At 71.0% G+C, this 22,874-nt stretch carries 23 protein-coding genes; 9 read left to right on the top strand and 14 right to left on the bottom strand.

The features are described from left to right. Window positions 1-2: 2 nt before the first annotated feature. A complete protein-coding gene (locus ACQPZQ_RS26375; protein ID WP_433284975.1) occupies window positions 3-1,658 on the bottom strand; it encodes an AMP-binding protein in 1,656 nt (551 codons plus the stop codon). Window positions 1,659-1,752: 94 nt separating this feature from the next. Here ACQPZQ_RS26375 and ACQPZQ_RS26370 point away from each other — a divergent pair, with 94 nt between their 5' ends. Continuing rightward, on the top strand, window positions 1,753-2,598 hold the full coding sequence (locus ACQPZQ_RS26370) for a PaaX family transcriptional regulator (protein WP_433284973.1): 846 nt from the start codon (window positions 1,753-1,755) through the stop codon (window positions 2,596-2,598). Between the two features lie 4 nt (window positions 2,599-2,602). Here the strand turns inward: ACQPZQ_RS26370 and ACQPZQ_RS26365 are convergent, their stop codons facing one another. Next, window positions 2,603-3,115, bottom strand: coding sequence for a hypothetical protein (locus ACQPZQ_RS26365; protein ID WP_433284971.1), 513 nt, complete (start codon window positions 3,113-3,115; stop codon window positions 2,603-2,605). A 67-nt stretch (window positions 3,116-3,182) separates the two neighbouring features. Here ACQPZQ_RS26365 and ACQPZQ_RS26360 point away from each other — a divergent pair, with 67 nt between their 5' ends. Continuing rightward, window positions 3,183-3,638 (top strand): MarR family winged helix-turn-helix transcriptional regulator, encoded by a 456-nt coding sequence (locus ACQPZQ_RS26360; RefSeq protein ID WP_433284969.1) that lies wholly within the window; start codon window positions 3,183-3,185, stop codon window positions 3,636-3,638. A 15-nt stretch (window positions 3,639-3,653) separates the two neighbouring features. On the opposite strand, the gene ACQPZQ_RS26355 is transcribed toward ACQPZQ_RS26360, so the two are convergent. Beyond that, window positions 3,654-4,052 (bottom strand): RidA family protein, encoded by a 399-nt coding sequence (locus tag ACQPZQ_RS26355; protein WP_433299372.1) that lies wholly within the window; start codon window positions 4,050-4,052, stop codon window positions 3,654-3,656. Between the two features lie 115 nt (window positions 4,053-4,167). Continuing rightward, the gene (locus tag ACQPZQ_RS26350; RefSeq protein ID WP_433284967.1) at window positions 4,168-4,926 is read right to left on the bottom strand and encodes an SDR family NAD(P)-dependent oxidoreductase; all 759 of its coding nucleotides are present in this window, start codon (window positions 4,924-4,926) and stop codon (window positions 4,168-4,170) included. 45 nt (window positions 4,927-4,971) lie between these two features. Here ACQPZQ_RS26350 and ACQPZQ_RS26345 point away from each other — a divergent pair, with 45 nt between their 5' ends. The 3 genes from ACQPZQ_RS26345 (at window position 4,972) to ACQPZQ_RS26335 (ending at window position 9,156) form a co-directional block, all read left to right on the top strand. Next, window positions 4,972-5,769, top strand: a complete 798-nt coding sequence (locus ACQPZQ_RS26345) for an enoyl-CoA hydratase-related protein (protein WP_433284965.1) — start codon at window positions 4,972-4,974, stop codon at window positions 5,767-5,769. 98 nt (window positions 5,770-5,867) lie between these two features. Next, window positions 5,868-7,406, top strand: coding sequence for a GMC family oxidoreductase (locus ACQPZQ_RS26340; protein ID WP_433284963.1), 1,539 nt, complete (start codon window positions 5,868-5,870; stop codon window positions 7,404-7,406). A 67-nt stretch (window positions 7,407-7,473) separates the two neighbouring features. Then, window positions 7,474-9,156 carry a glycoside hydrolase family 13 protein gene (locus ACQPZQ_RS26335; protein ID WP_433284961.1) on the top strand — a complete coding sequence of 561 codons (1,683 nt, stop codon included), beginning with the start codon at window positions 7,474-7,476 and terminating at the stop codon, window positions 9,154-9,156. A 45-nt stretch (window positions 9,157-9,201) separates the two neighbouring features. On the opposite strand, the gene ACQPZQ_RS26330 is transcribed toward ACQPZQ_RS26335, so the two are convergent. Both ACQPZQ_RS26330 and ACQPZQ_RS26325 read right to left on the bottom strand, forming a co-directional pair. Next, window positions 9,202-10,065, bottom strand: a complete 864-nt coding sequence (locus tag ACQPZQ_RS26330) for a glucose-1-phosphate cytidylyltransferase (protein ID WP_433284959.1) — start codon at window positions 10,063-10,065, stop codon at window positions 9,202-9,204. 154 nt (window positions 10,066-10,219) lie between these two features. Next, on the bottom strand, window positions 10,220-11,212 hold the full coding sequence (locus ACQPZQ_RS26325) for an aldose epimerase family protein (RefSeq protein ID WP_433284957.1): 993 nt from the start codon (window positions 11,210-11,212) through the stop codon (window positions 10,220-10,222). A gap of 67 nt (window positions 11,213-11,279) precedes the next feature. Here ACQPZQ_RS26325 and ACQPZQ_RS26320 point away from each other — a divergent pair, with 67 nt between their 5' ends. Continuing rightward, a complete protein-coding gene (locus tag ACQPZQ_RS26320; RefSeq protein ID WP_241043272.1) occupies window positions 11,280-11,486 on the top strand; it encodes a hypothetical protein in 207 nt (68 codons plus the stop codon). A 94-nt stretch (window positions 11,487-11,580) separates the two neighbouring features. Here the strand turns inward: ACQPZQ_RS26320 and ACQPZQ_RS26315 are convergent, their stop codons facing one another. Further along, the gene (locus ACQPZQ_RS26315; protein ID WP_433284955.1) at window positions 11,581-11,949 is read right to left on the bottom strand and encodes a DUF2784 domain-containing protein; all 369 of its coding nucleotides are present in this window, start codon (window positions 11,947-11,949) and stop codon (window positions 11,581-11,583) included. Between the two features lie 16 nt (window positions 11,950-11,965). Further along, a complete protein-coding gene (locus ACQPZQ_RS26310; protein ID WP_433284953.1) occupies window positions 11,966-13,582 on the bottom strand; it encodes a substrate-binding domain-containing protein in 1,617 nt (538 codons plus the stop codon). A gap of 192 nt (window positions 13,583-13,774) precedes the next feature. Between ACQPZQ_RS26310 and ACQPZQ_RS26305 the strand changes: the two genes are divergently transcribed. Both ACQPZQ_RS26305 and ACQPZQ_RS26300 read left to right on the top strand, forming a co-directional pair. Continuing rightward, window positions 13,775-14,509 carry a DUF3152 domain-containing protein gene (locus ACQPZQ_RS26305; RefSeq protein WP_433284951.1) on the top strand — a complete coding sequence of 245 codons (735 nt, stop codon included), beginning with the start codon at window positions 13,775-13,777 and terminating at the stop codon, window positions 14,507-14,509. 294 nt (window positions 14,510-14,803) lie between these two features. Beyond that, a complete protein-coding gene (locus ACQPZQ_RS26300) occupies window positions 14,804-16,000 on the top strand; it encodes an ice-binding family protein (protein WP_433284950.1) in 1,197 nt (398 codons plus the stop codon). An 89-nt stretch (window positions 16,001-16,089) separates the two neighbouring features. Here the strand turns inward: ACQPZQ_RS26300 and ACQPZQ_RS26295 are convergent, their stop codons facing one another. The 6 genes from ACQPZQ_RS26295 to ACQPZQ_RS26270 form a co-directional block, all read right to left on the bottom strand. Further along, a complete protein-coding gene (locus ACQPZQ_RS26295) occupies window positions 16,090-16,977 on the bottom strand; it encodes an IS3 family transposase (RefSeq protein ID WP_433284948.1) in 888 nt (295 codons plus the stop codon). After that, complete coding sequence (locus tag ACQPZQ_RS26290; protein WP_433284946.1) at window positions 16,974-17,258, bottom strand: transposase; 285 nt, start codon at window positions 17,256-17,258, stop codon at window positions 16,974-16,976. The genes ACQPZQ_RS26295 and ACQPZQ_RS26290 overlap by 4 nt, the downstream gene beginning before the upstream one ends. Window positions 17,259-17,361: 103 nt before the next feature. Next, complete coding sequence (locus ACQPZQ_RS26285; RefSeq protein ID WP_433284944.1) at window positions 17,362-18,162, bottom strand: 5-formyltetrahydrofolate cyclo-ligase; 801 nt, start codon at window positions 18,160-18,162, stop codon at window positions 17,362-17,364. Beyond that, window positions 18,159-18,977, bottom strand: coding sequence for an SDR family oxidoreductase (locus ACQPZQ_RS26280; RefSeq protein WP_433284942.1), 819 nt, complete (start codon window positions 18,975-18,977; stop codon window positions 18,159-18,161). Before ACQPZQ_RS26280 ends, ACQPZQ_RS26285 begins: the two co-directional genes overlap by 4 nt. Before the next feature lie 28 nt (window positions 18,978-19,005). Then, window positions 19,006-20,598: an alpha-amylase family protein gene (locus ACQPZQ_RS26275; protein ID WP_433284940.1), complete on the bottom strand. Its 1,593-nt coding sequence runs from the start codon at window positions 20,596-20,598 to the stop codon at window positions 19,006-19,008. Continuing rightward, window positions 20,595-21,560, bottom strand: a complete 966-nt coding sequence (locus tag ACQPZQ_RS26270) for a TIGR03885 family FMN-dependent LLM class oxidoreductase (protein WP_433284938.1) — start codon at window positions 21,558-21,560, stop codon at window positions 20,595-20,597. The genes ACQPZQ_RS26275 and ACQPZQ_RS26270 overlap by 4 nt, the downstream gene beginning before the upstream one ends. A 174-nt stretch (window positions 21,561-21,734) precedes the next feature. Between ACQPZQ_RS26270 and ACQPZQ_RS26265 the strand changes: the two genes are divergently transcribed. Then, complete coding sequence (locus ACQPZQ_RS26265) at window positions 21,735-22,838, top strand: aldo/keto reductase (protein WP_433284937.1); 1,104 nt, start codon at window positions 21,735-21,737, stop codon at window positions 22,836-22,838. The last annotated feature ends 36 nt before the right edge of the window (window positions 22,839-22,874 follow it).

Genomic DNA, 22,874 nt, shown 5'->3' with positions numbered 1-22,874 from the left:
GCCTACCGTCCCCCAGCGTCGTCGGGAGTTGTCTCTCGTGTTGCAGCGCGATCGCGGAGCACGAAGCGCTGGAGCTTGCCGGTGCTGGTGCGCGGAAGCTCGGGCAGGAACCGCACGATCCGCGGGTACTTGTAGGGAGCGATCACCTGCTTGGCGAAGTCCTGCAGCGCCAGCGGGTCGGGGGCGGCCCCATTGCGTAGCACGACGTAGGCCGTGACGACCGCGCCGCGCTGCTCGTCCGGTGTGCCGACCACCGCGCAGTCGACGACATCGGGGTGCGCCAGCAGCGCCTGCTCGACCTCCGGGCCGGAGATGTTGTAGCCGGAGGAGACGATCATGTCGTCGCTGCGGGCGAGGTAGGTGAAGTAGCCGTCGGCGTCGCGGACGAACGTGTCGCCCGTGTGGTTCCAGCCGTGCCGGACGTAGTTCTGCTGGCGGTCGCCGTCGAGGTAACGGCAGCCGGTGGGGCCCTGCACGGCGAGGTGGCCGGGCGTGCCGTCGGGCACGGGGTTGCCGTCGTCGTCGAGGATGGCCGCCCGGTAGCCGGGTACGGCGCGGCCGGTGCAGCCGGGACGGATGTCGTCGTCGGCGGCGGAGATGAAGACGTGCAGCATCTCGGTGGAGCCGATCCCGTCGATGATCCGCAGGCCGGTGGCGTTGTACACCGCGTGCCAGACCGACGACGGCAGCGCCTCGCCCGCGGAGATCGCACGACGCAGGCCCGCGAGCCGGTCGAGCCGCCCGCCCGCGAGTATCGCCCGATACGCCGTGGGTGCGGTGAAGAGCACGGTGGCGCCCTCCGCGGCGACGGCGTCCGCGAGCTGGTCGGGGGTGACGCGGTCGAGCAGCACCGTGCTCGCCCCGGCGTGCATCGGGAACACCAGGAGCCCGCCGAGGCCGAACGTGAACGCGACGGGCGGCGTGCCGACCACGACGTCGGTCGGCTGCATGTGCAGGACGTGACGGGAGAACGTGTCGGCGATCGCGAGGATGTCGCGGTGGACGTGCATCGTGGCCTTCGGGCGCCCGGTGGTGCCCGAGGTGAAGGCGAGCAGGGCCACGTCGTCGGCGGCCGTGTCGACGGCGACGAAGTCGGTGGCCTTCCCTGCGCTGCGGCCCGTGAGCTCGGCGTCGCCTGCGTAGGCCACGGTGGGCAGGTCCGCGGGCAGCGCCTCGGTGTAGGCGTGGTGGCACAGCGCCAGTGACGGCCGGGCGAGCTCGCAGATCGCGGTGATCTCGCCCGCGCGCAACATCGGCATCGTGCTCACGGCGACGCCACCGGCGAGCAGTACCCCGAGCCAGCACGCGACCAGCCACGGCTCGTTCGGTCCGCGCAGCAGCACGCGGTTGCCCGGGACGAGGCCCATGTCCTCGGTGAGCACGGCGGCGATCTGGGCGGCTCGGCTGCGGAGCTGTCCGTACGTCCACTCCTCGCCGGAGCCCCGGACGCACGGCCGGTCGTCGGGGGCCGCCGTGGCCAGGACCTGCGCGGCGTTGAGCCGGTGGGGGTATCGCAGCTCCGGCAGGTCGAACTGCATCTGCGGCCACTGCTCACGGGGTGGGAGGTGATCCCGGCAGAAGAGGTCGACGTGGGAACTGTGCGGGCGGGCCTCGCCGGTCTGGTCACTGCGGGCGTCGACACTGCGGGACACGGTCATGGACGCCACCTCCTCCCCGGTGAGATCGAGTATGGCGAGGGCGTGACGAGAGTCAAGTAAACAGCACGTACCGGTGGGCCGATATCGTGGGCCCGTGACCGCCGTCGACCGTGCGCCTCTGGTCGGAGGCGTCCTGCAGCCCCGACAGCTGATCGTCACGCTCTACGGGCTCTACGCCCGCGACGACGACGGTCGGCTCTCGGTGGCGGCTCTCGTGCGGCTGCTGGCCGGGCTGGGGGTGGAGGAGCCCGCGGTGCGCTCGTCGATCTCGCGGCTCAAGCGCCGGGGCCTGCTCGCGCCCGACCGGCGCGACGGCACTGCCGGGTACGTGCTCACGCCCGCGGCGCGGCAGATCCTCATCGACGGCGACGCACGGATCTTCGGACGGCGGCGCGCCACCGAGAGCGACGGCTGGGTGCTCGTGGTGTTCTCGGTGCCCGAGTCGGAGCGGGAGAAGCGCCACGCGCTCCGTTCACAGCTGGCCAGGCTGGGGTTCGGCACAGCGGCCCCAGGGGTCTGGATCGCGCCCGGTCACCTGGCCGACGAGGTGATCGACGTGTTGCGCAGGCTCGGCCTCGACGGTTACGTCCAGCTGTTCCGCGGCGAGCACCTCGCGTTCGGGGACCTGCCCGCCACCGTGCGTGAGTGGTGGGATCTCGACGGCTTGTGTGATCTCTACGCCGCCTTCCTCGAGCGGCACGGTCCGGTGCGGGAGCGGTGGTCGCAGCGGCGTTCGCCCGACCCTGCGGCGGCCTTCGCCGACTACGTGCGTCTCGTCACCGACTGGCGGCGGCTGCCGTATGCCGACCCGGGCCTGCCGCTGCACCTGCTGCCGCCGGACTGGAACGGCGTGCGCGCCGCGGAGCTGTTCGCGGAGCTCGCGCAGCTCCTGGCCGAGCCGGCGCGAGCACACGTCCGGGAGCTGATCGCGGGGCGGTGAGGGCTCAGGCTCGTGCCGGGGCGGCGGTGATCAGCGCCTGTCGCACCGCGCCGACCAGCCAGATCATGGTGAACGGGATGACCGTGAGGTTCTTGGCAGCGAGCAGGACGGCCCAGTAGAGCGGGCCGACCGGCGTCAGGGCGGGGACGAGCCGCTCGGGCACGACGTCGGCGAGCACGAAGAGCAGTGCGATCAGCACGACCTGCAGCACCAGGCTCCGCGGGTGCTGGGCCGAGAACGCCCGGAGCCGCCGTCCGACCTCGGTCGCACCGATGGGCCCGATGGTCGGCTCCTGCTGGATGGCGAACCGGAGGACCAGGGCGATGAATGCGACGCGCGCCGCCAGGGTGGTCAGCTCGAGCGTGGCCCCCAGGACGGGGTCGCGCGCGTTCATCTGCCCCGTGAACCGTTCCACGGCGGGGACCGCCGAGAGCGCCACGACCATGACCAGATGGCGGCGGAAGAAGCCCAGAGCCCAGCGAGGCACGGCGATGGCGACGCGAAGTTCGTTTAGCATGCTAAAAGGTATAGCATGGTAAAGTAATATCGGTCCAGAGTCCGAATTGCCCGGAGGGCGAGTGACGATGAGCGAGATCCCCGACCCCGCCGAGTGGGGGCGGCGGCTGAGCACGGCCGTGGTGATGTTCCACGAGGCGGTCGGCACCCGCCTCGGTCTCAGTGCTGCCGACCAGCGGGCGCTGGCCCTGGTGACCGGCGAGGTACCGATGACGGCGGGCCGCCTGGCGCAGCTGACCGGGCTGACTCCCGGTGCGGTCACCGGGCTCGTCGACCGGCTGGAGCGCGCCGGTCACGTGCGACGCAGCCCCGATCCCGCCGACCGCAGGCGTGTCCTCGTCGTCCCTGTGCCCGGACGCCGGGCCGATCCCGGTGACGCCTTCGCCGAGCTCGGCCGCGACATGGCGGGCTTCATGGAGAAGTACGACGAACACGAGCTCGCGGTGATCGCCGACTACGTGCAGAACACGATCGACGTGCTGGAGCGCCAGACGCGCCGACTCGGAGGCGGGGGCTCCGCCTGACGTGACGGGCTGCGCTCAGTCCTCGAGGGGCAGCACCGCGGTGCCCTGCAGCTCCACCAGCGCCTCGGCGTCCCACAGCCGGGCGACACCGATGCCCGCCATCGCGGGGTACCGCGCGCCGACGAGGCGCCGCCACACCGTGCCGATCTCGCGGGCGTGTTCGCGGTAGCCGTCCATGTCGACGATGTAGATCGTCAGCTGCGCCAGGTGCTCCGGCCCGCCGCCCGCGGCCCGCAACGCGATGAGCAGGTTCTCGAGGGCGCGCTCGAACTGCGCCACCAGCCCGCCGGGGACGATGTTCCCCGCGGCGTCCATCCCGGTCTGGCCGGCGAGGAACACCGTGCGTCCGGTCGCCACCACGGCGTGCGCGAACCCGGAGGGCCGGGCCAGCTCCGGCGGGTCGACGCGCTCGATCACGACTGCCTCGCTTCGCCCACGCCGACGACTGTCCTGCTCACGTCTGCTCCGCTCATGACTGTTCCGCTCGCGACTGCCCTGCTCACGACTGCGCTGCTCACGACTGCCCTGCTCACGACTGCACGGCCCCGCCGTCGACATTGATGCCCTGTCCGGTGATCGCCGCGCTCGCCACGCACAGCAGCACGGCGTCGGCCACCTCGTCCGGGGTGATCAGTCTGCCGATCGGCTGGCGGCCTTCGAGCCACTTGCGCGCCTGCTCCGGGGTGCGGCCCGTGATCGAGCTGATCGACGCGATGGTGACGTCGGTCATCGGCGTGTCGACGAAGCCCGGACACACCGCGTTGACCGTGACGCCGGTGGTGGCGAGCTCCGCGGCCGCGGCTCGGACGAGCCCGAGCAGTCCGTGCTTGCTCGCGGTGTACGCCGCGATGTACGGCTCGCCTTGCTTCGCCGCCATCGACGCGATGGCCACCACGCGGCCGAACCCCTGCTCGACCATGCCGGGCACCGCTCGGCGCAGCATCCGGAACGGCGCCGTGAGGTTGAGGTCGAGCATCCGCTGCCAGTCGGCGTCGGTGGTGCGCCGCAACGGGGCGGACGCTCCGGCGCCGGCGCTGAGGACGAGCACCTCGACCGGTCCCCACGCCCGTTCCACGTCGGCGAACGCGCACTCGACGGCCTCCGGGTCGGTGACGTCGGCCGGCACGATCAGCGACGGGCCCGGCAGCTGCGCGGCCAAGGCCTCCAGCTCGCCGGCGCTGCGCGAGGTGAGTGCCACCCGGTGACCGGCGGCCGATAGTCGCTTCGCGACCGCCGCTCCGATCCCTCGACCGGCTCCGGTCACCAGGCAGCGGCGCGCGTCGTCCACCGGTCGAGCTTGTCAAGCGGCGATGACGGCCGTCAACATCGCAGCATGCGGATCGACGAGTTCACCGACATCGAATACGTGGTCGAGGACGACAACCACGCTGTGATCACGATCGACCGGCAGGAGCGGATGAACTCCTTCCGCGGCCGCACGGTCGACGAGCTGATCTCTGCGTTCAAGCATGCCTGGGCCGACCGCCGCGTCGCAGCCGTCATTCTCACGGCCACCGGTGACCGCGCGTTCTGCACCGGCGGCGACGTCAAGGAGCGCGCGGAGACCGGCGGCTACGGCGAGACCGAGTGGGGGACCTTCGAGATCGAACGGTTGCACCGGATCATCCGCGACATCCCCAAGCCGGTGATCGCGGCCGTCAACGGGATCGCGATCGGTGGCGGTCACGTCCTGCACGTGCTCTGCGATCTCACCGTGGCCGCGGAGCACGCGACCTTCGCGCAGGCCGGACCGCGGGTCGGATCCTTCGACGCCGGGTTCGGCTCCGCCTACCTCGCCCGTGTCGTGGGGGAGAAGCGGGCGCGGCAGATCTGGTTCCTGCTCGACCGCTACGACGCCGCCACCGCGGAGCGCTGGGGCCTGGTCAACGAGGTCGTTCCGGCGGCTGACCTGCTCGACACGGCTCGGGCATGGGCGCGCAAGATCGGCTCGTACTCGCCGACCGCGCTCAAGTTCCTCAAGCACTCGTTCAATGCCGACACCGACCACATCAGCGGCATCTCCCACCTCGCCTTCGACGGACTCGAGGAGTACGCCCACGGCGAGGAGGGCATGGAGGGGGCACGGGCGTTCGCGGAGAAGCGGCCGCCGGACTTCTCCCGTTTCCGCTGACCTGCATCGGTCACGGCATACCCACGGTGCCTGGAATGCGTGACCGGCCGGGCTAGACTTTCCTGACGTCGCGAAACGGATTTTCCCTGGAAGGAACGATGAGCGACCAGGAGCACCAACCGGAAGCCGATTTCGTGGTGGTCGGCGCAGGCACCGCCGGGTGCGTCATTGCTGCGCGATTGTCAGAAAATCCCGATAATCGAGTGGTGTTGCTGGAAGCCGGACCGGTCGACGGGCCGGAGATGATGGCGATCCCGTCCGCTTTTGCCGAGTTGTCCGGCACCACGGTCGACTGGGCCTTTCGCAGTGAACCGCAGTCCGCATTGGACGGAGCTGTTCTGGAGTACCCCCGGGGTCGAGTCCTGGGCGGGTCGAGCAGCATCAACGCGATGGCCCACATTCGTGCCCACCGGTCGAGCTACGACGACTGGGAGCGGGCCGGGGCCAGTGGCTGGGGTTACGACGACCTGCTGCCCTACTTCCGTCGCAGCGAACGCGCGGACGGCCCGAACAGCCGGTGGCGCGGCGTTGACGGGCCGATACAGGTCGCTGTGTCGGCTCAGGCCGGCCCGTTCACGCTCGCCCTCCGCGATGCCGTCCTGGGCGCCGGAATCCCGTTCTCGGACGACCTCAACGGCCCCGACGCGGAGGGCGCGGGATGGCTGGAGAGGAACATCGTCGACGGTGTCCGTCAGTCGGCCGCCGACGCCTATATCCGACCGGTACTGGCGGATCGCCCGAATCTCACGGTGTCCGCAGGCGCGCTGGCCCGTCGACTTCTCGTTTCCGGGGAACGCTGTCGCGGAGTGGAATACTCGACGGGCCGCCAGGTGCACCGCGTGAAGGCCGGCCGTGAGGTGATTCTCTCGGCGGGAGCGATCGGATCACCGCACCTTCTGCTGCTTTCCGGTATCGGGCCGGAAGCTGATCTGCGCGGCCACCGCATACCGGTGGTCGTCGACCTTGCCGGGGTCGGGGACAACCTGCAGGACCACGCGATCGCCGACGTCGTCTACTCGGCCACGAAGCCACTCGTGCCGGACCGGGATGTGGAACGCAGCCTGACCGTGATGATGCGCAGCGACTCGGACATCGGATATCCGGACGTCCAGTTGTTGTGCTGGACCTTCCCGTCCTGTCCACCGACGGTGCGACGACCGGATCTGGGCTACACGCTGGGCGTCGTCGTGGCCCGTCCGAGGAGTCGCGGGCGGATCAGGCTCGCATCCGACCAGGCCGACACCCCACCGTTGATCGACCCCCGGTTCCTCACCGATTCCCACGACGTACAGGTGCTTCTGACAGGGCTCCGCAGGGCACGGGAGATCGGTGGTGCTGCGGAGCTCGACGAATGGCGCGACACGGAGTTTCGGCCGGGCCCGGACGTCCGCGAGCCCGAACAGTGGCGGGAGTACCTCAGCGAGGACACACACAGCGCCCGGCACCCCGCGGGAACCTGCCGAATCGGCGACGACGACGGCGCCGTGGTCGACACCGAGCTCCGCGTCCGGGGTATCGCCGGTCTGCGCGTCGCCGATGCGTCGGTCATGCCGTCGATGGTGGGCGCGAACATCAACGCCACCGTGCTGGCCATCGCCGAGCGTGCGGCGGAACTGATCGAGTCCGCTCACGCCTGACGCGTGCGGGTGCGCTCCGGGCATCAGATGATGATTCCGGCACATAGTCGATCGACGAGGAGAGCGCATGGGCACGGCCGAGGTCGCCGGGCAGCGGACCGACGTGGAGACCTGGTGGCGCGACGCCGTGGTGTACCAGCTCTACATCCGCAGCTTCGCCGACGGGAACGGTGACGGGATCGGCGACATCGCAGGTATCCGCGCCCGGCTCGGGCATCTGCGCGATCTCGGCGTCGACGCGGTGTGGATCAACCCCTGGTACCCCTCGCCCATGGCCGACGGTGGGTACGACGTGGCCGACTACCGCGCCGTGGAGCCGATGTTCGGCACGGGTGACGAGGCGGCGGCGCTGGTGGACGAGGCGCACGCCCTCGGGCTGCGGGTGATCCTCGACATCGTCCCGAACCACAGCTCCGACCAGCACGCCTGGTTCCGGGAGGCGCTCGCGGCCGCCCCCGGATCTCCGGAGCGTGGCCGCTACCACTTCCGGCCCGGCCGGGGCCCGGGTGGCGACGAACCGCCCAACGACTGGCGCAGTGTCTTCGGCGGCCCGGCGTGGAGCAGGGTGACGGACGACGGCAGGCCGGGGGAGTGGTACCTGCACCTCTTCGACGCGGCCCAGCCCGACTTCAACTGGAGCGACCCGCGGGTGCAGGAGGAGTTCGAGTCGATCCTGCGGTTCTGGTTCGACCGGGGTGTCGACGGGTTCCGCATCGACGTGGCGCACGGGCTGGTCAAGTCGGACGGCCTGCCGGACGTGGGCCACGACGAGCAGAGCATGCTCGGCCCGGTCGACCGCGGCAATCACCCGCACTGGGACCGCGACGGCGTGCACGACATCTTCCGCGCGTGGCGCCGTGTCGCCGACTCCTACGCGGAGCCGCGGGTCTTCGTCGGCGAGGCGTGGGTCGACTCGCCCGAGCGGCTCGCGCGCTACCTGCGGTCGGACGAGTTGCACACCGCGTTCAACTTCGACTTCCTGCGCGCCCCGTGGGACGCGCCTTCCCTGCGCCGCGCCATCGACCACTCGCTCGAGACGGTGGCCGCAGTGGGCGCGGCCGCGACCTGGGTGCTGTCCAACCACGACGTCGTCCGGCACGTCTCCCGGCTGGGTCGCCCGGCCACCAACGGCGCGGGGCACTCCCTCACAGACCTCGCTCCCGCCGTGGCCTTCGATCGGGAGCTCGGCAGGCGCCGGGCCAGGGCCGCAGCCCTGCTGATGTTCGCGCTGCCCGGCGGTGCGTACGTCTACCAGGGCGACGAGCTGGGGTTGTGGGAGGTGGAGGACCTGCCGGACGAGGTGCTGCAGGACCCCACGTGGAGCCGCTCCGGGCACACCGACCGCGGCCGCGACGGCTGCCGCGTGCCACTGCCCTGGTCGGGCACCACTCCCCCGTTCGGTTTCAGTCCGGCGGGAGCGCACGCCGTGCCCTGGCTGCCGCAGCCCGCGGACTTCGCGGCCGTCACGGTGGAGGCGCAGATGGACGACCCGGAGTCGATGCTCAGCCTGTACCGGGCGGCGCTGACGCTGCGGCACGAGCACCCGGCGCTGGGCGACGGGCCGTTCACGTGGCTGCCGAGCGAGCCCGGCGTGCTCGCGTTCTCCCGCGGCGCGGGCTTCGCCTGCGTGGTGAACCTGTCGGACGGTCCGGCGCAGCTCCCGGTCGGGGGGAGCGTGCTGCTCGGGAGCGGTACGGATGCCGGGGACGGGATGTTGCCGCCGGACGCGGCGGTCTGGCTCGCCGTCTGAGGGGTTCCGCCCGGCGACCCGGCTCCCGGGTCGCCGGGCCAGGAGCTACCGGGGTGTGGGGACGGTGATCGTCTCCGGTTGGCCCGTGCTCACCTTCATCTCGGCGATGGTGGCCTGTAGGGGGTCGCGGTCGCCTGTGCTGTTCTCCCAGAGCATCCACGGCCGGGTGCCACCCTGGTAGGCGGCCTCCAGCGCGGTGCGCTCCTTGACCGTGTCGGCAGGCTGCCAGAACCCCCGATGCCGATAGGCCATCATCCGGCCCTCCTTGGCCAGCACCGCGGCCCCGTCCGCGATCAGATCCCCGTTCTCCGGGATGTAGTCGAAGATCTCCGGACGCAACACGAAGTACCCGCCGTTCTCCCACAACGGCATCTGCTGCAACGTGGTGATCGCCGAGATCCGATCATCCGACCCCACGTCCACACAGTGGAACGCCGACTGCGGCGGCACCGCCAGCAACGCCCCCACCGCATCCGAGGCCGCGAACTTCCCGATCATGTCGTTCAACGGCAGGTCGGTGAGCACATCGGCGTAGTTGGCCAGGAACATCTCCTCCTCACCCACCAACGACCGCACCCGCCGCAACCGCTCCCCGATCGGAGAGTCCAACCCGGTGTGCACAAACGTGATCGTCCAGTCCTGGATGTCCGAACCCAGCAACTCCACGCTGCCGCCACGCAGCACGAAGTCGTTGGAGGCCGTCTCGGAGTAGTTCAGGAAGAAGTCCTTGATGTGATGCGCCCCGTACCCCAGGCACAACACGAAATCCGTGTGTCCGAAGTGGGCGTAGTAGCGCATCACATGCCAGATCAGCGGCCGTGGCCCCACCGGGTGCATCGGCTTCGGCAGATCCGACACGCCATCGCGCATCCGCATGCCGTAACCACCGCAGAACAGCACAACCTTCACGAAGCGTCCCCCCGATTGTCCCCGTCGGTCCAACTGCAGGACCCCCAAGCCCTGCTCCTCCCTCATCGTGGCGGTTGGAGCGCGTGTTAGCGATGCTTTTCGCCGTAACGACGGGATGGCGGAGAACACTCGGACTTGCGTCTTGTGACCGAACTCAGCCGGTGGTGCCGAAGCGCAGGATGCTCCGTGACCGGTAGACCTCGCCGGGGCGCAGGACAGTGGACGTGAAGTCGGGCCGGTTCGGGGAATCGGGGAAGGCCTGCGGCTCGAGGCAGAACGCATCGCCCTGTCGGGCTGCGCTGCCGTCGCGGAGCACGAGCGTGCCGTCGAGCATGTTGCCCGTGTAGAACTGCACGCCGGGCTGGTCGGTGCGCAGTTGCAGCGTCCGCCCGCTGCGTGGCTCCACCACGAAGGCTGCGGTGCGCAGCGCGCCGCTCGGTCCGTCGATCACGAAGGTGTGGTCGTAGCCGCGAGCGGCTCGCAGCTGCGGGTGTCCTTCGCGCAGCCGCGCCCCGATCCGCTGCGGCGTGCGCAGATCGAAAGGTGTGTCGGCCACCGCCACGGGCGAGCCGGACGGGATGAGGTGCTCGTCCACCGGCAGGAACTGCCAGGCGGTCAGCGACACCTCGTGGTCCTCGACGCTGCCGCCCCCGGCCAGGTTCCAGTAGGTGTGGTTGGTCAGGTTGACCACGGTGGGGGCATCCGTGCCGGCTTCGTGCTCGATCCGCAGCTCCGCGCCGTCGACCGCGTAGGTGACGCTCACCTGAAGTGCTCCGGGGAAGCCGTTCTCCCCGTCGGGACTGAGCCGGTGCAGCGTCACCGCCCCGGCGCCGGACTCGTCCTTCTCCCACGTGGCGTGCTCGAACGCCTCGGGCCCGCCGTGCAGCGCCGCGCCCGGTTCGTTCTGTGGAATCCGGTACTCGGTGCCGTCCAGGGTGAACCGTCCGCCGGCGATCCGGTTCGCGAAGCGGCCCACGCATGCCCCGAGGTAGTCGCGGTCGCGACGGTAGGCGTCCTCGTCGGCGAGCCCGAGTGCGATGTCTCCCCAGCGGCCCTCGCGGTCGGGCGTGCGGACCGCCACGATTCGTGCTCCGTGGGCGATCACGCCCACCTCGAGGGTGTCGCTACGCAACCAGGTGACGTCCATGAGCCGTCATGCTGCCGCACCCCGATCGTGGCGAGCGGCGGACGCCACGGAGTGCCACCCTTCACACATGAGCGATCAGCAATGGTTCTATTGCCTCAAGCACGGCACCGTCGAGCCGCCGGAGGGCTGCCGGGCCGCCGATCGGCTGGGCCCCTACCCCGACCGCGAGACGGCGGCGCGGGCGCTCGAGATCGCGCACGAGCGCACCGCAGCCGCAGACGAGTCCGACCGCGAGTGGGACGAGCGCGGTTCCGACCGCGACCCCGGCCGCTGATCAGCGGGAGCCGCACACCACCGCCGGGTCGACGGCCCGGAGGCGCGTGGCCGGCGGCAGCCATCACGCCTTGCGGGCCGGGCGGCGGCAGCCATCACGCCTTGCGGGCCGGGCGGCGGCGCAGTCGCACGGCGAACCCGATCCAGGAGACCAGCACGACGCTCGCCACCAGAAGCTGTGCCTCGACGAGACGGTCGGCGGGGTAGATCACGCCGGTCAGGTAGGTGCCGATGAAGCCGTGCGGGAGTCCCTGCTCGCCTGCGTGGCGGCGGGCGGCGTCCTCCCACGCGGTGAGCGGGCAGTCCATGCCGACGGTTGCACTGAGTAGGCCCCAGGCTGCCGCCGCCACGTGCGGGACGATCAGTCCCGGCCTGCGCCAGGCGAGGAACCCGCCCAGCGCGACGTACAGCAGGAACACGAAGTGCACCAGCATCACCACGTCGGCGGCCAGGGCGTAGGCCATACGTCGAGGATCGTGCTCAGCAGCCCGGCCGGCAACCGCGTCCGAAGAGTCCGTCGAGCACGACCGAGCCGATGTCCTCCGGATCCTCCGCCTCGTAGGCACGTCCGCCGGTGGCCTCCGCGATCCGGCGGAGCGCATCGTGGTCGACGTCCGGACCCAGCCCGATCGCGATCACCGGAACCGGCTGGTCGGGCTTGGCCTCGGCCCGCAGCGCCTCCAGCGCGGTGGGCTGGTCGACCGCGTCGTTCCCTTCGTTCGTGCCGTCGGTGACGAGAAGGACCGTGTTCGGATGCCCGGGGTCGTAGGTGCCGCGGACGGCCCTGGTGGCGGCGAGCGCCGTGGCGTAGAGCGACCCCTCTTCACCGAGCCGGTCGGGCAGGGCTTCGATGGCGACGGTGAGCGCGGTGCGCCGGGTGGGTTCCCCCGCGGCCGGCTCGGTCAGCGGGCCGAGCGGGACGAGCTCCTGCCACGGGCCCGCCTGTGGGCGAGGTGACGGGAACGTCCAGAGCCCGGCGGATGCCGAGTCGGGCAGGAGCGAGAACCCCGTCTGCGCCGCTGCCGCGGTGAGCGCCACGCGGTTGCTCCTCCCCGCGGGCTCCGCCATCGAGTCGGACACGTCGATCACCGTCAGAAGCCGGCTCGGCGTGGTGAGCAGGCCCCAGAGCCGCAGCGTCTCGCGCGCGATCGGCCGCGGGGGAGGCGCAGCGGCCGCAGCCTGGAGGGTGAGCCGCGCGGTCTCCCCGTTCCCGGGCAACCGGCTGCCGTCCGGTTCGCGCAGCCCCGCGGCGGCGAACGCCGCTCGCGCCGCCGGACCGTGCAGGTGGTCCTCGACGGCGTCGATCGTCTCGCGGAGCGCGGGGTCGCTGCCTGCGGGCCGGCCGGCGCGGATGCGCACGAACGGGAAGTCCAGAGCAGCGGCCCCTTCCCGCAGCCCGCGGGACGTGACCGGTGCGCCGCCGCTCCCAGCGGCGCGCTGCCGGTCGTGGCGCACCACGGCCTGCTCGGACGCGAGGAACGCCCGGGCCGTGCTCCCGTCGCGCTGCACGGCGTCGAAGCCCGCCGCCACCGAGGCCGGCGCGTCGCGGGAGAGCGAGAGCACTGCGGCGACGAACGCCGGACGCGGTCTGCCGTCGTCGTCACCGATAGCGATGTGCAGGGCGGTGAGTGCTGCGAGTCCGGCGTGTTCGGTGGCGGGATCGGGCAGGGCCGGAGGGTTCGCATGGGTCAGGAGCGTGTTCCACGACACGGGCCTCGCGGGGTCGCCGTAGCGCTCCGCGTCGGCCTCGGGGAGCACCAGCATGATCGGCGAGGAGGCCAGTGACGACCGCTGGTCCACCACGGAGCCCGACGCGGTGTCCAGCGTGTCGAGGGCGAGCGAGGAGTCCGGGATCCACACGTCGGGCAGCCCCGGAGCGTTGGCCTGGATGTCGTCCGCCAGCGTGGGCGAGGCCTCGATCACGCGAACCGAGGCGCACCTCGCTGCGCCTCGGCGTTCGGCAGCGAGCGCCTGGCGCACGGGCTCGATCACTGCGGGGTCGGCGGCGATGGTGAGGTCCACCGGCCGGCACGCGGTGAGGGTTCGCGTCCCGAGCACCACGCCCGCGCCCACCACGAGCAAGGCGGTGACCGTCACGACGGGCCAGCGCCGTCGCTGTCCACTCCGCCGGTGCCGACCGCCCACGTCACCCCCCGTCGTTACTGGCAGTAGCTAACCGCACGGACGGTGCGGACGCCACAGGCCATTCGGTTGCGGGAGTGATCACTTTCCGTATCGATATGGCCGTTTCCACGGGCAGGAACACCCGATCGGTGACAGGGTGGCGCGATGCGTTCGGTGAACCGGCGCGTGCGACTGGTTCCTGTCGCCTTCGTGCTCGGCGTGGTCCCGCTCGGGGTCGTCGCCGGGGCCGGACCTGCGCAGCCCCCCGATGTCGTCGACGCTCCCGTTGCCCGCGAACCGGTTGCCGCGCCACCTGCTCCCGTCCCGGTCGTGGCGGCGGTGAGCGGGCCCGACGCCGTCGCCGGGATCGTCACGCGCGAGGTGCCTCTCGTCGGGACGGGCGTGTTCACGGTGGTGCCGGTATCGACATCGGCGCCCGTGCCGGGGGTGGTGCGGACCGTGCGCGTGGAGGTGGAGGACGGGCTCCCGATCGAGCCTGCGGCCTTCGCGCGATTCGTGATGCGCACGCTCAACGACCCCCGAGGCTGGGGCCGGGACGCGACGTTCACGCGCACCGCGGGTGCGGCCGAGATCGTGGTGCGGCTCGCCGGCCCGGACACGACCACACGGCTCTGCGCGCCGATCGACACCGGTGGCCCGCTGTCGTGCCGTTCCGGGCCGGACGCCGTGGTCAATCACCACCGCTGGGTCGAGGGGCACCCCGACTATCGCGGAGACCTCACCGGCTACCGGCGTTACGTGGTGAACCACGAGGTGGGTCACCTTCTCGGGTTCGGTCATGTGGAGTGCCCCGGAATCGGGGCGCCCGCGCCGGTGATGCAGCAGCAGTCGCTCGGGCTCGACGGGTGCGCGCCCAACCCGTGGCCCTACCCGGGTTGATCCATCCGCCCATCTGATCGTGTGCGGTGCGTGGCGCCCGATGCGTTCGGACGCCTGCGATTCCCTCCCTTGCGGAGTGATCGCTACGCGCTGTGCCGATGAATCGGCGCGCCACACTCTCGATGGGGTATTTCCCGACTCGCTTGTGTGAAAGAGCGGCTCACGGCCGCTACCTGCGTTTCCCGAGGGAATCGGCATTCGTTGATCCCGCTGAGAAGCCAGGTCAGATCCCGGCGCGGTCCGAGTCCATTCAGATGCCGATCCCGGGGACGATCAGCGGTAGGGAGAATCTTCGTGGCAGCGGGAAATCATGCGGCTCGCAGGGGCAGGCTCCGTGCCTGGCTGGCGGGCGCACTGGCCGTGGGAACCACCTCGGCCGTAGTGATCATCGTCAGCACCGCCGAGCCGGCAGCGGCCCAGTCGTCCCCTGCGCCCGTGGATCTGGGCAAGGCGGGGTCGTTCGCCGCGTTCGCGGAGGACAGTGTGGGCAACGGCCGGCTCCCCACGGTCATCGCGGGTGACGTGGGTGTCAACCAGGCCGGTCCGGATGCGCTCGAGGGCTTCCCGCCGGGAATCCTCGATGGCGAGGTCCACGTGGCCGACGCCGTCGCGGAGCGGGCGGACTCCGACATCGAGACGGCCTACGACGACCTCGCCGGGCGTGCCGCGGACGAGACGGTCGGTCCCCAGTTGGGCGGCATGACCCTCGCTCCGGGCGTGTACCGCAGCATCGATGATCTGGATCTGGACGGCACGCTCACCCTCGACGCGCAGGGTGATCACGATGCGGTCTTCATCTTCCAGACGCCGGAGGATGCGTCGCTGATCGCTCAGCTGAACAGCGCGGTCGTGCTGACCAACGGGGCGGACGCGTGCAACGTGTTCTGGCAGGTGGGTCAGGACTTCGCATTGTTCAACGGATCCCGTTTCGCCGGCACCGTTCTGGCGAGCCGGTTGGCGGCCCTGAATGAGGGAGCCGCGGTGGCGGGCCGGCTGCTCGTCCGCGACGGTCCGGTCGTCTTCGTCGCCGGCAACAATGTGGTCACCTTGCCGGACTGTGATGCCCGCGCGGCCTCCACCACGAGGCACAGCAGCTCGACCCAATCCGACGGGCGGCAGGCCGGTCCTCATGAGTCCGCCGACCGGGAGCCTTCCGGTGGCGAGTCCGCCGACCGGCGGTCCGCTCGCACCGAGTCGGCCGATGACCAGTCGATGGCCGACGAGTCGGCCGGTGACGAGTCCAGGGGTGAGGAGTCCGCGAGCCGTCGGTCCGCCGATGGCGACTCCACGGGCGACGAGTCGACCGGTGGCGACCCGGCCACCGGCCGGTCCGCAGGTGATCAGCAGGCTGGTGATCTTCCGCCCTATTGGCCGACGACCGCCCGCTTGCCCGGTCCGGACGGCTCCATCCCAGGGTTCGTCCTCCCGCAGATCGGCGGCGTGCCGAGCGTCGACGGCCTCCTCGGCCTGGGCGGCCTCCTGCCCTCGTAGAAGCGTGCCAATCTGACGGCCGCACAGATCGGATGGCCACCGCACACACGGCAGTGGGCTTGCCTGGGTTTCGTGGACACGTCGGTGTGTCAGGCCGCGGGTGCGGCGTGGGTGTGGGCTTGTTCGTAGTCGTTGGGTGAGTGGTAGTCCAGCGCGGAGTGGCGGCGGCGGGGGTTGTACCAGGTTTCGATCCACTCGAAGATTGCCTGTTCGAGGTGGCGGCGGTGGTGCCAGGGTCGGCGGTCGAGCAGTTCGGTTTGCAGGGTGGCGAAGAAGCTCTCGGCCAGGGCGTTGTCGTAGCAGTCCCCGACGGTGCCCATGGAGGCGTGCAGGCCGGCGGCGGCGAGCTGGGTGGTGAAGGCCCACGAGGTGTATTGGGCGCCGTGGTCGGAGTGGAACACGGTGCGTCCCGGGGTGGGGTGGCGGCGCTGGCAGGCCATGGTCAAGGCGTCGGTGATCAGCTCGGTGCGGGCGTGTTCGGCGATCGAGTAGCCGATGACCCGGCGGGAGTAGACGTCGAGGATGACCGCGCAGTAGACCCAGCCCTCGCCGGTGAGGTGCTGGGTGATGTCGGAGACCCAGAGCTGGTCGGGTGCGGCGGCGGTGAAGTCGCGTTCGACCAGGTCGGGGGCCGGGGTGGCGTGTGGGTCGCGGATGGTGCTGGGCCGGTGGCGGCGCGCCGCGGTGGCGCCGGTCAGGCCGCGGGTGCGCATGAGCCGGGCGACCCGGGCCCGGCCGATGCGCAGCCCGTGCTGGTGGCGGAGCTCGGCGTGGACCCGGGGCGAGCCGTAGGTGCGGCCGGAGCGGGCGTGCACGGTGCTGATGATCTCGGTGAGCTCGCGGTCGGCGCGGCGGCGTGGCGGGCTGGGCCGGTCCCGCCAGGCGTAGTAGCCGCTGGTCGAGACCCGCAGCACCCGGCAGGCCACCGCGACCGGAATGCGGTCGAGGGCCAGCTCGCGGACCACCGGGTAGATCATTTTGGGTGGATCTCCCGGGCGAAGAATGCCGCGGCCCGGCGCAGGATCTCGTTCTCGGTCTCCAGTCGGAACTTCTCCCGCCGCAACTCGGCCAGCTCGGAGCGGTCCTGGCTGCTCAGTCCGGGTTTGCGGCCCTCGTCGATGTCGGACTGGGTGATCCAGTTCCGCAGCGCCGAGGGCGAGACCCCCAGCTCCCGGGCCACCTGGGTCACCGACTTGTCGCTCTCCCGAGCCATCTGTACGGCGCGGCGCTTGAACTCCGGCGGGAACGGTGCAGGCATCCGAACTCCTTCCGTGCTGACCATCGTCAGCCACAGACAGGTGTCCGCGAAACCGAGGCAACCCCAGCAGGACCTGTGTGCGGTGGCCATCACGTGGGTGCGGTCAACTTTGGGCGAGCGCGCGTAGGAGGGGGATCGCCGCGATCTTTTCCGGCGTCAGCTCCGACCAGCGGATTCCTTCTGTCGGGCGGGCGCCACGGCGGGTGCGGCAGTCCAGGACGCGGTCCGGGGTGATCACCAGGTCGACGGGCGCGTCATGGGGGGCTGTCGGGATCTCGCCTGCGGGACGCACCTGCAGCTCGTGCACCGTGGTGACGACGAGCGTCTCGGGGCCGATCAGGCCCGCCGCGGTGGCGAGTGCGAACTCCAGGTCGGCGAACCCGCCGCCCTTGCCCAGCCGGGCGCCGTCCTCCCCGACGGCGACGCAGCCGCTCACCACCAGGTCCACGGCCGAGAGATCCGCCACCGCGACCCGGCGGGCCGACCGCGTGGCGCCCGCGATCGAGGCGGCCTTGCGGGGCGGATCCGCGAGGTGGTCGGGATCGAGCAGGAAGAACGGTTCCGGCTCGGCCAGCCGCGGCACGGCCATGTAGACGGTCTTGCCGTCCTCGAGAGCCCGCTGCCGGACGGGGAGCTGGGCCGAATCCGGGTTGGCCTTGACCGTCTCGGCCGCGCGCCAGGCGTCGGTGTCGCGCAGCCGTTGCGCAGCCGCCTCGGCGCCGACGAAGTTCGAGATGCGGTTGCGCGCCCCCGGGAAGCGCGCCACCCGTGCTTCGGTGAGCGCGGTCCACACCTCGTCACGCAGCGCGGCCTTGGCCGCCAGCAGCTTCGGGTCGCCGCCGGCGTCGTGGTCGTGCCGCTTGCCCCGGCCGCGTCCGCCCGAACCGTTCGCCGCACCCGTCATGCGCGGCCCGTCCGTCGCCGGTCGCCCTGGGCCCGCAGGAGCGCCAGCGCGGGCAGCGCCACGCGTGGGATCAGTGCGCCGAGCCGTGCGAGCCCCGCCCGGTGGGTGGGCAGGGAGCGCACCAGGCGGCGCCCGTCGAGCAGTGCGACGGCCGCGTCGGCGACCGCACCGGGCGTGAGCAGGGAGCGCTGGGAGAACAGGAGCGCGACGTCCGGGCTCGACTGCTCGTTGCGTACCAGCGCCGTGTCGGCGGCGTCGGGACACAGCGCATGGACGCGGATCGGTACCCGGGCGAGGTCGAGATCTCCCTGCAGGCTGGTGCTGAAGTTCAGCACCGCCGACTTGGTGGCCGCGTACACCGCGAGCCCGGGCACCGGGCCGTGCGCCGACATCGAGGCGATGTTGAGCAGGTGCCCGCCGCGCTCGCGCATCACCTCGACCGCGGCACGGGAGCCGTGGATCACACCCATGATGTTGACGTCCACCATCAGCGCCTGGTCCGCCTCCGGCTGCTCCCACACCGGTCCCGAACGCAGCACACCCGCATTGTTCACCCACGCCGTCACCGGCCCGAGCTCGGCGGCGGACGCCGCCACGCGACGGTGGTCGGCCGCGACGCGGGCGTCGGCGGCGATTCCGACGACCAGACCGTCGCCGGCGTGCGCCAACTCCTTCGCGGTGACGGTGACGGCGTGGTCGTCGAGGTCGGTGATGACGACGTGGTGCCCGCGGGTGAGAAGGCGGCGGGCGATCTCGCGGCCGAACCCCCGGGCTGCCCCGGTGACGACCGCGACACTGCGGCTGGTGGCGTTCACGCCGCAGACCTTGCCACTACGCGCGCCACTACTGGTCCTGGACACAGCGCAACCACCGGCAACCGTAGGGCGGCAGCGTCACGGAGATCGTGCCGTCCTTGCGGGAGCGCACGGGGTTCGCGCGTGGGTCGAGCACATCGGTGAGTTGCAGCCGCGAGAGTCCCTGCAGCACCGGCGCGGCATCGACCTCCTCGTCGGCGAAGTTGTGCAGCGCGACGATCGTGACGCCGTCGGCATCGCACCGATGGGCGAGCACCGGGCGCGCATCCTGACCGGGATCGAGAATCGTGTACCGACCCCACGCGAGCTCCGGGCAGGCCCGGTAGCACTCGACGAGCATCCGCATCCAGGACAGCAGCGATCCGGGGTCGGACTGCTGCTCCCGTGCCGCCGCCCAGTCCATGTCCGAGCGCACCGCGAACCGGCCGGGAAGGCTGAGGTCCTCGGCCATGCCGATCTCCTCGCCGTAGTAGAGCACCGGGGTTCCGGGCAGGGAGAACAGCAGGCTGTAGACCATCCGGATCCGCCGCTGGTCGTCGTCGAGCATCGGGGGCAGCCGCCGGCGCAGCCCGCGGCCGTAGAGCTGCATGTCCTCGTCCGGCCCGAAGGCGTCGAAGACCTCCTTGCGCTGGGCGTCGGTGAGCTTGTCGAGGGTCAGCTCGTCGTGGTTGCGCACGAACGTCGCCCAGTGCCCGTCCTCGGGCGGGGTGGGCCGCTGCCGCAGCGTCTCGGCGAGCGGCTCGGCGTCGGCCCGGGCCAGCGACAGGTACATCTGCTGCATCCCGATGAAGTCGAAGCACATCGTGAGCTCGTCGGTGGAGCCGCCGCCGTCGCTCGCGCCGAAGAACGTCATCGTGTCGGGGTAGGGCAGGTTGACCTCGCCGAGCAGTACGGCCTCGCCGTTTCGCCTGCGCAAGAACGCGCTGAGGTCGGCGAGGTAGTCGTGCGGGTCGGGAAGGGCGGTCGCGTCGTCCTGGCCGTCGGTCTCCAGCAGGAAGGGCACGGCGTCGACCCGGAACCCGGACAGGCCGAGCTCCATCCAGAAGCCCATGATCCGGGCGATCTCGTCGCGCACCTCGGGGTTGGCGACGTCGAGGTCGGGCTGGTGCTTGTAGAACCGGTGCAGGTAGTACTGCTTCGCCTTCTCGTCGTACTCCCAGACGCTCGTCTCCTGGTCGGGGAACACCACTCCCTGCGGCCCGTCTGCCGGCGGTTCGTCCTGCCAGACGTACCAGTCGCGGTAGGGGGAGTCGGGGCTGCTCCGGGCGCTCTGGAACCAGGGGTGCTGTGCCGAGGTGTGGTTGACGACGAGGTCCGCGATCACCCGCATTCCGCGGTCACGGGCGGTGCGGATCAGCTCCACCATGTCTCCGAGGGAGCCGAGCCGCTCGTCGACGCCGTAGAAGTCGGTGATGTCGTAGCCGTCGTCGCGGTCGGGCGTGGGGAAGAAGGGCATCAGCCAGAGGCAGGTGACGCCGAGCCGGTCGAGGTGGTCGATGTTCTGGATCAGGCCGGGGATGTCACCGCACCCGTCGCCGTTGCCGTCGGCGTAGGTCTCGATGTCGAGGCAGTAGATGACTGCGGTCTTCCACCACAGGTCCGAGGTGCGGGTGAGTCTCACATCGCCTCCCGCAGCTGGGGGAGGACCTTGGCGCCGAACGCGTCGACGAACGCGTCCTGCTCCTGACCGACGTGGTGCAACGCGATCTCGTCGAAGCCCAGCGCGGCGTACTCGGCGAGCCGTGCGGTGTGCCGCCCGAGGTCGCTGCTGATGTGCACCGACCTGCTGACCAGTTCCAGCGGGACGTGCTCGGAGACGGCGTCGAACACCTCGGCGGAGTCGATGTCCCAGCAGACCGGCGGTGGGAAGACGTTGCTGCGCCACTGATCCAAGGCGATCGCCTCGGCCGTGCTCTCGTCGGGGTCCCAGCAGAGGTGGACCTGCAGGTGCAGCCGCCCGCGTCCGCCCGCATCGCGGTAGGCGTGGATGATCTCGCGCAGCATCTCGACGGGCTGGTTGATCGTGATGAGGCCGTCGGCCCACTCGGCGCACCATCGCGCGGTCGCGACGCTCACGGCGGCCCCGACGAGTGGCGGGGGCTTCTCGGGCAGCGTCCAGACGCGGGCCCTGTCCACGGTGACGAGTCCGTCGTGGCTCACCTCCTCGCCGCGGAGCAGGGCCCTGATCACGTCGACGCACTCGCGCAGCCGGGCGTTCCGCACGTCCTTGCGTGGCCAGCCGCCACCGGTGATGTGCTCGTTGCTCGCCTCGCCGGTGCCCAGCGCCGCCCAGAACCGGCCCGGGTACATCGCCGCGAGCGTGCCGATGGCCTGCGCGATGATCGCCGGGTGGTAGCGCTGGCCGGGCGCGTTGACCACGCCGAACGGTAACGACGTGGCCTGCATCGCGGCCCCCAGCCAGGACCAGGCGAACGCGGACTGGCCCTGCCGCGCGCTCCACGGGGAGATGTGGTCCGACGACATCGCGGCGTCGAACCCCGCGTCCTCGGCTCGGCGTACCGCTGCTAGCAGGACGCTCGGATGTATCTGCTCGTGCGAGGCGTGGAAGCCGAAAAGGGTCATTCCGACCTCTACCCGCCACAGCGGGCCGTGGAATCGCGCAGTTCGTCCGGTTCAGCTCGGAGCTGGTCGCGGAGAAGCGATTTTTCTGGACTTGCGGGTCCAATTTCTGCGCTGAACGATGACTGGACCGCTCGATCAAGGGCGGTTTCCACAGCAACGGAAGCGAGCTTGATCGTGAGTCTGGACGCGTACTACCTGCTCGGCCGCTCGGGTCTGCGGGTGAGTCGGCTCGCCCTCGGCACGATGAACTTCGGCACGAGCGGTTTCCACGCGCCGTACGGGAAGTCGGAGGACGACTCCCGGGCCATTTTCCAGCGCTACGTCGAGGCAGGCGGCAACTTCATCGACACCGCCGACTTCTACACGGCGGGGGAGAGCGAGACGCTCCTCGGCAGGTTCATCGCCGACGCCGGGATCCGCGAGCGGATCGTGCTCACCACCAAGTTCACCAACAGTGTCGAACCGGGCAACCCCAACGCCGGTGGCAACGGCCGCAAGCACATCATGCGGGCGGTGGAGGACTCACTTCGCCGGTTGGGCACCGACTACATCGATCTCTATCTGCTCCACACATGGGATCGGATGACCCCCGTCGAGGAGGTCGTCCGCACGCTCGACGATCTGGTGCGCTCCGGCAAGGTCCGCTACACCGGCCTGTCGGACGTCCCGGCGTGGTACGCCGCACGGGCCCAGACGTACGCCGAGGCGCACGGGATGAGCCCGATCATCACGGTGCAGCTGCCGTACTCGCTGCTCGCCCGTGGCATCGAACCCGAGTTCGTGCCGATGGCACAGGCCCTCGGCATCGGCATCACCGGTTTCATGCCCGTCGCCAGTGGCCTGCTCAGCGGGAAGTACCGCAGGGACGGGTCGGGCGAAGGCCGCCTCACCCTCGGCGCGGCCGGCTCCACCGGCCCGCGCGACGATCGGGAGTGGGGCGTGATCGCCGCACTGGAGGACGTCGCGAAGGAACTCGGCCGCAGCATGGCGCAGGTGGCGATCAACTGGGTGGCGAACCGGCCCGGGGTGGGGGCCACGATCATCGGGGCGAGCAGCAGTGCGCAGCTCGATGGCAACCTCGCCGCGCTCGACTTCGAGATCCCGGCGAAGGCCCAGCAGCAGCTCGAGGAGGCCGGCGCGGTGCCGCTGCCGATGCCCTACTCGATGTTCGGACCGCAGTACCAGGGCTGGCTGGTCCATCCCGGGGTCAGCCTCGGTGACAAGCCTGCCGGGTACGCGCCGCCGATCTGGCACGGGCAGCGGCAGAGCGCCGGCTGAGCAGCGGCCCGGTCCGGCTCCGGCCGATGCTCCCCA

Origin of the sequence: Pseudonocardia sp. CA-142604, assembly GCF_050948475.1 — a bacterium.
Lineage (GTDB): Bacteria > Actinomycetota > Actinomycetes > Mycobacteriales > Pseudonocardiaceae > Pseudonocardia > Pseudonocardia alaniniphila.
Note: the sequence above shows the minus strand (reverse complement) of the source record. Positions and strands in the feature narration are given on the sequence as shown.

Bases quoted from the DNA above. Each gene is read 5' to 3' on its own strand.
- ACQPZQ_RS26320 (WP_241043272.1), top strand. From the start codon at position 11,280: ATGAGCGATCAGCAATGGTTCTATTGCCTCAAGCACGGCACCGTCGAG.
- ACQPZQ_RS26325 (WP_433284957.1), bottom strand. From the start codon at position 11,212: ATGGACGTCACCTGGTTGCGTAGCGACACCCTCGAGGTGGGCGTGATC.
- ACQPZQ_RS26345 (WP_433284965.1), top strand. From the start codon at position 4,972: ATGCGGATCGACGAGTTCACCGACATCGAATACGTGGTCGAGGACGAC.
- ACQPZQ_RS26285 (WP_433284944.1), bottom strand. From the start codon at position 18,162: ATGACGGGTGCGGCGAACGGTTCGGGCGGACGCGGCCGGGGCAAGCGG.
- ACQPZQ_RS26335 (WP_433284961.1), top strand. From the start codon at position 7,474: ATGGGCACGGCCGAGGTCGCCGGGCAGCGGACCGACGTGGAGACCTGG.
- ACQPZQ_RS26340 (WP_433284963.1), top strand. From the start codon at position 5,868: ATGAGCGACCAGGAGCACCAACCGGAAGCCGATTTCGTGGTGGTCGGC.
- ACQPZQ_RS26315 (WP_433284955.1), bottom strand. From the start codon at position 11,949: ATGGCCTACGCCCTGGCCGCCGACGTGGTGATGCTGGTGCACTTCGTG.
- ACQPZQ_RS26375 (WP_433284975.1), bottom strand. From the start codon at position 1,658: ATGACCGTGTCCCGCAGTGTCGACGCCCGCAGTGACCAGACCGGCGAG.
- ACQPZQ_RS26360 (WP_433284969.1), top strand. From the start codon at position 3,183: ATGAGCGAGATCCCCGACCCCGCCGAGTGGGGGCGGCGGCTGAGCACG.
- ACQPZQ_RS26270 (WP_433284938.1), bottom strand. From the start codon at position 21,560: ATGACCCTTTTCGGCTTCCACGCCTCGCACGAGCAGATACATCCGAGC.
- ACQPZQ_RS26305 (WP_433284951.1), top strand. From the start codon at position 13,775: ATGCGTTCGGTGAACCGGCGCGTGCGACTGGTTCCTGTCGCCTTCGTG.
- ACQPZQ_RS26365 (WP_433284971.1), bottom strand. From the start codon at position 3,115: ATGCTAAACGAACTTCGCGTCGCCATCGCCGTGCCTCGCTGGGCTCTG.
- ACQPZQ_RS26290 (WP_433284946.1), bottom strand. From the start codon at position 17,258: ATGCCTGCACCGTTCCCGCCGGAGTTCAAGCGCCGCGCCGTACAGATG.
- ACQPZQ_RS26295 (WP_433284948.1), bottom strand. From the start codon at position 16,977: ATGATCTACCCGGTGGTCCGCGAGCTGGCCCTCGACCGCATTCCGGTC.